Source organism: Methylobacterium sp. WL103 (assembly GCF_008039885.1).
In the GTDB taxonomy this organism is placed as follows: Bacteria; Pseudomonadota; Alphaproteobacteria; order Rhizobiales; family Beijerinckiaceae; genus Methylobacterium; species Methylobacterium cerastii.
This window is the reverse complement of sequence record NZ_VRUX01000273.1, coordinates 1-5,471: the sequence shown is the minus strand read 5'-3', so window position 1 is coordinate 5,471 and position 5,471 is coordinate 1. Positions and strand designations below refer to the sequence as shown.

4 protein-coding genes are annotated in these 5,471 nt (G+C 70.7%); 1 reads left to right on the top strand and 3 read right to left on the bottom strand.

All coding sequences use genetic code 11. The features are described from left to right. Positions 1 to 2,131, top strand: a 2,131-nt coding sequence (locus tag FV222_RS16040; protein WP_147815063.1) for an EAL domain-containing protein, incomplete at its 5' end; no start/stop codon positions are given. Positions 2,132 to 2,174: 43 nt separating this feature from the next. Here the strand turns inward: FV222_RS16040 and FV222_RS16035 are convergent. From FV222_RS16035 to gorA, 3 genes are all read right to left on the bottom strand, one after another. Then, positions 2,175 to 3,557 (bottom strand): 3-deoxy-7-phosphoheptulonate synthase class II, encoded by a 1,383-nt coding sequence (locus tag FV222_RS16035; protein ID WP_147761527.1) that lies wholly within the window; start codon positions 3,555 to 3,557, stop codon positions 2,175 to 2,177. Between the two features lie 153 nt (positions 3,558 to 3,710). Further along, positions 3,711 to 4,094, bottom strand: coding sequence for an RNA polymerase sigma factor region1.1 domain-containing protein (locus FV222_RS16030; RefSeq protein WP_147815061.1), 384 nt, complete (start codon positions 4,092 to 4,094; stop codon positions 3,711 to 3,713). A gap of 55 nt (positions 4,095 to 4,149) precedes the next feature. Then, a partial coding sequence (gene gorA / locus FV222_RS16025; RefSeq protein ID WP_147815059.1) for a glutathione-disulfide reductase occupies positions 4,150 to 5,471 on the bottom strand: 1,322 nt, incomplete at its 5' end.

Here is a 5,471-nt window from a genome sequence, read left to right as displayed (position 1 = left end):
CGCCGTGCCGACCGGCGGCCGCGACGAGCTCGGCGCGCTGCTGCGGGCCATGGCGACCATGCGCGACAACATCCAGGCGATGATGGAGCGCGAGGTCAGCCAGCGCCGTTCGGCCGAGACCCTGCTCGCCGACGCGCTGCAGAGCTCGCGCGAGGGCGTCGTCGTCGTCGACGCCCACGGGCGGATCGCGCTCGCCAACGCCCAGGCGCTTCAGTTCTTCATCGGTCTGCGCTCGGCGGTCGAGATCGGTTCGTCGGTGACCGCGCTCGCCAACGGCCAGGCCGACGCCCCCGCTGCGCTGGTCGATTGCGCCCGCACCCTTTCGCGGGACGGCGAGGTCCAGCTCGCCGACGGGCGCTGGCTGCGCGTCAGCCGCAGCGCCACCCAGGAGGGCGGGTTCGTCGCCGTGTGCAGCGACATCAGCGTGCTCAAGGAGCAGGAGGCCGGGCTCACCCAGACCAACCTGCGCCTGGACGCGGCGCTCGACAACATGAGCCAGGGCCTGTGCCTGTACGACGCCGACCACCGGCTGATGGTGGTGAACCGGCGCTACGGCGAGATCTACAACCTGCCGCCGGGCTCTGTCGTCCCCGGCATGTCGGTCGTGTCCGTTCTCGAACGCAGCCTCGGGGCCGGCCACCATCCCGGCTCCGGCCGCGTCGACCTGGTGCGCGAGGCCGAGGCGATCTTCGCGGCCGGTCCCGACCGCACCTATTTCCAGGAACTCGCCAACGGCCGCGTCGTCGCCATCGAGCAGCGCACGACGGCCGACGGCGGCTTCGTCGCGACCTTCGACGACGTGACCGACCGGCGCAAGGCGGAGGCGCGAATCGCCTTCCTCGCCCACCACGACGCGCTCACCGGGCTGCCGAACCGCATCCTGTTCAGCGAGCAGGTCGACGCCGCGATCGCGCAGGCCGGGCGCAGCAGCGGTTTCGCCGTGTTCTGCCTCGACCTCGACGACTTCCGGCCGGTGAACGACACCCTCGGCCACGTGGTCGGCGACGAGCTGCTGAAGGCCGCCGCCAACCGGATCGAGGCCTGCATCCGCGAGATCGACACCTGCGCCCGCCTCGGCAGCGACGAGTTCGCGATCCTGCAGCGCGGAATCGACACCGCCGAGGACGCCGCCGTCCTCGCCCGCCGCCTCGTGGAAGTGCTCGGCGCGCCCTACGTCCTGTCGAGCCACACGGTCACGCTGGGCGTCACCCTCGGGATCACCCTGGCCCCCCATGACGGCACGAGCTGCGAGAAGCTCCTAAAGAACGCCGACGTGGCCCTCGCCCGCTCCAAGGTCGACGCCCGCGGGTCGTTCCGGTTCTTCGAGCCGGAGATGGATGCGCGGCTGCAGGCACGGCGCCTGTTCGAGGTCGACCTGCGCGAGGCCGTCGCCAACGAGGACTTCGAGGTCCACTACCAGCCGATCTACTGCCTCAACGCCGAGCGGATCTGTGGCTTCGAGGCGTTGCTGCGCTGGAACCATCCGGTGCGCGGACGGGTGTCGCCGGTGGAGTTCATCCCGGTGGCCGAGGAACTCGGCCTGATCGTCCCGCTCGGCGAATGGGTGTTGCGCCGCGCCTGCGAAGAGGCGACCCGCTGGCCCGACGGCCTCAAGGTCGCGGTCAACGTCTCGGCGGTGCAGTTCACCTCGGCGAGCCTGGTGACGGCGGTGCGCGACGCCCTGCAGGCCACCAACCTCGCCGGCCACCGCCTGGAACTGGAGATCACCGAATCCGTGCTCGTGGCCAACACCGGCGCGACGACGGCGATCCTGCACAATCTCAAGATGCTCGGCGCGCGCGTCTCGATGGACGATTTCGGCACCGGCTATTCGAGCCTGAGCTACCTGCGCAGCTTCCCCTTCGACAAGATCAAGATCGACCAGTCCTTCGTGCGGGACCTCTGCGCGGAGGACGGCACCGAGTTCATCGTCCGAGCGGTGATCGGCCTCGGGGCGAGCCTGCGGATGACCACCACCGCCGAGGGCGTCGAGACCGAGGCGCAGCTGGCCAAGCTCCGGGCCGAGGGTTGCGACGAGGTCCAGGGCTACCTGTTCAGCCGGCCGGTCCCGGCCGCCGAACTGCCGGACCTCATCGCCCATTGGAACGGCGCGAAGCGCGCGATCGCCTGAGCGGCCGCGGCGGCGTACCTCGCCGACGCGACCCTTCGCTGGCCTATTCGGCCGCGTCGAGGCGCGGACGCTCCACCGCGGTGCGACCGCGCCCGACCAGCTCGGCCGTGCGGAACGCGACTTCCAAGGCCTGCTCCGCGTTGAGTCGCGGGTCGCAGTAGGTGTGGTAGCGGTCTTGAAGGTCGTCCGCCGTCAGCGCGCGGGCGCCGCCCGTGCATTCGGTGACGTCCTTGCCGGTCATCTCCAGGTGGATGCCGCCCGGGATCGTGCCCTCGGCCGAGTGCACGCCGAAGAACCCCTCGATCTCCTGCATCACCCGCTCGAACGGACGCGTCTTGTAGCGGCCGGCCGAGATCGTGTTGCCGTGCATCGGATCGCACACCCACACGACGCTGCGGCCTTCGCGCTCAATCGCCCGCACCAGCCGCGGCAGGTGCTCGCCGACCTTGTCCGCGCCGAACCGGCAGATCAGGCTGAGGCGCCCGGCCTCGTTGCCTGGGTTCAGCGCGTCGGCGAGCCGGATCAGGCCGCCGGCGTCCATCGACGGTCCGCACTTGAGGCCGATCGGGTTGCGGATGCCGCGGGCGTACTCGACGTGGGCGTGGTCCGGCTGGCGGGTGCGGTCGCCGATCCACAGCATGTGGCCCGAGGTGGCGTACCAGTCGCCGGTCGTCGAATCGACGCGGGTCATCGCCTCCTCGTAGCCGAGCAGCAGCGCCTCGTGGCTGGTGTAGAAGTCGGTGGTCCGCACCTCCTGGTGCGTCTCCGGGTTGATCCCGATGGCGCGCATGAAGTCGAGCGCCTCCGTCATCCGTTCGGCGACGTCGGCGTAGCGGGAGGATTGCGGGCTGTCCTTGACGAAGCCCAGCATCCACCGATGCGAGTTCTCGAGGTTGGCGTAGCCGCCGGTGGCGAAGGCGCGCAGCAGGTTGAGCGTCGCCGCCGACTGGCGGTACGCTTCGAGCTGACGGCGCGGATCGGGGATGCGGGCCTCGTCCGTGAAGGTCAGCCCGTTGACGATGTCGCCGCGGTAGCTCGGCAGGCTGACGCCGTCGAGGGTCTCGGTCGGCGAGGATCGGGGCTTGGCGAACTGCCCGGCGATGCGACCGACCTTCACCACGGGCGACGCGCCGGCGAAGGTGAGTACCAAAGCCATCTGCAGGAACACGCGGAAGAAATCGCGGATGTTGTCGGCCGAATGCTCGTCGAAGCTCTCGGCGCAATCGCCGCCCTGGAGCAGGAAGGCGTCGCCGGTCGAGACTCGCGCGAGCGCGGTCTTCAGCTTGCGCGCCTCGCCCGCGAAGACGAGGGGCGGGAAGCTCGCGAGCTGAGCCTCGACCGCTTCGAGGGCGGCCGGATCCGGATAGGCCGGCACCTGCTGGATCGGCAGGTCACGCCATGTCTTCGGTGTCCAACGCTCGCCCATCACACACTCCCACGCACCTCGCGGCGCCTCTCCCGTGCGCGCCGAATCTGGGCGCGAAGCGCGGCTTATAGAGCGGTTTGTCCGGCTGGGCGAGATGAGGCGGGCGCGGGGCTGGGCGGATCGCAGGTCGCGGCGAGCGCCGGGGCGGATGGGTCAGCCTTCGCCGTCCTCGACCTCGATGCCATGCTCGGCCAGGACCCAGAAGATCGCCTCCAGGTCCTCCGCCGAGACGTCGCGGGCGGGGAGCGCTTCCTCCAGGTCCTCGTAGGTCAGGCACCGGCTCTTGCGTGCCGTGGCCATGGCGAGGAGCGCGTCGATCGCGCCCTGGATGTCCGGCGCCAGCATCTCCCGGCTCGGGCCCGTCGTCGAGAAGGCCGGCCGGAGGGCGTCGGCCAGCAGGCCGTCGATGACGCGCTGCCGCCGCACTTGCGCGTCGTCGCCGGCCGGCTCCCGCTTGTCCGGGCCCCGCTTGCCGGGCTCGTCCTTGCCGGGCTCGTCCTTGCCGGTGTCTCGTTTGCCGCTGTCTCGCTTGCCCATCGTGCGGATATGGCCCGGGAATGCGCGGCGTCGAGGGCCGATCGCGCGCGGATCGTCAGCCGACGGCGACGGGGTGCTTCGTCACCTGCGGAACCCGCATCGTCACGAGTTCTTCCGACGCCGTCGGATGCACCGCGATGGTACGGTCGAAATCCGCCTTGGTCGCGCCCATGGTCACCGCGATGCCGACCGCCTGGATGAGCTCGCCGGCATCGTGGCCGAAGACGTGCACGCCCACGACCTTGTCGCTGGCGCAATCGACCAAAACCTTCATCAGGACCTTCTCGTCGCGTCCCGAGAGCGTCGCCTTCATCGGGCGGAAGCTTGCCTTGAACACATCGATCCGGCCGTAGATTTCGCGTGCGGTGTCCTCGTTGTGGCCGACGACGCCGATCTCCGGCGTCGAGAACACCGCGGTCGGGATCAGGCGATGGTCGACGCAGGCCGGCCTGTCGCCGAACACGGTGTCGGCGAAGGCGTGCCCCTCGCGGATGGCGATCGGCGTGAGGTTGGCGCGGTTGGTGACGTCGCCGACCGCATAGATCGAGGGCACCGCCGTCTGCGAGTAGGCGTCGACCGGGATCGCGCCGGCGGCGTCGGTCTCGATCCCGACCCGGTCGAGGCCGAGCCCGGCGACGTTGGGGCGACGCCCGGTCGCCATCAGCACTTGATCGACGACGAACGTCTCGCCGTCGTCGAGGGTCGCGGCGATGCCGCCGTCGACCCGTTCGAGCTTGGCGAGGTTGCGGCCCAGCTTGAGCGAGAGCCGCTTCGCGTAGGCGTCGCCCAGCGCGTCGCGGATCTCGTCGTCGAAGCCGCGCAGCAGCCGGTCGCCGCGGTGGAGCAGCGTGGTCCGGCTGCCCAGGGCCGCGAACACGCCCGCGAACTCGACCGCGATGTAGCCGCCGCCGATCACCAGGATGCGCTCGGGCAGCGTCTCCAGCTCGAACACCTCGTTCGAGGTGATCGCCAGCTCCGCGCCGGGCACCGTCGGCTCCTTGACCGGGTGGGCGCCGACCGCGACCAGGATGACCTTGGCGGTGACGCGCCTGTCGCTGGCGACGAGGCGGACCGCGTGCGCGTCCTCGATCACCGCGCGCTCCGGCACCACGGTGACGCCGGCCCGGATCAGGTTGGCGTCGTAGATGCCTTCGAGCCGCGTCACCTCGGCGTCGCGCCGGCGCTTCATCACGCTCCAGTCGAAGCGCGGCGCCTCCACCGTCCAGCCGAAGCCGGCCGCGTCCTCGAACTCGTCGGCGAAGCGTCCGGCGTAGACCATGAGCTTCTTCGGCACGCAGCCGCGGATCACGCAGGTGCCGCCGACGCGGTACTCCTCCGCGAGCGTCACGCGGGCGCCGTAGCCGGCCGCGATCCGGG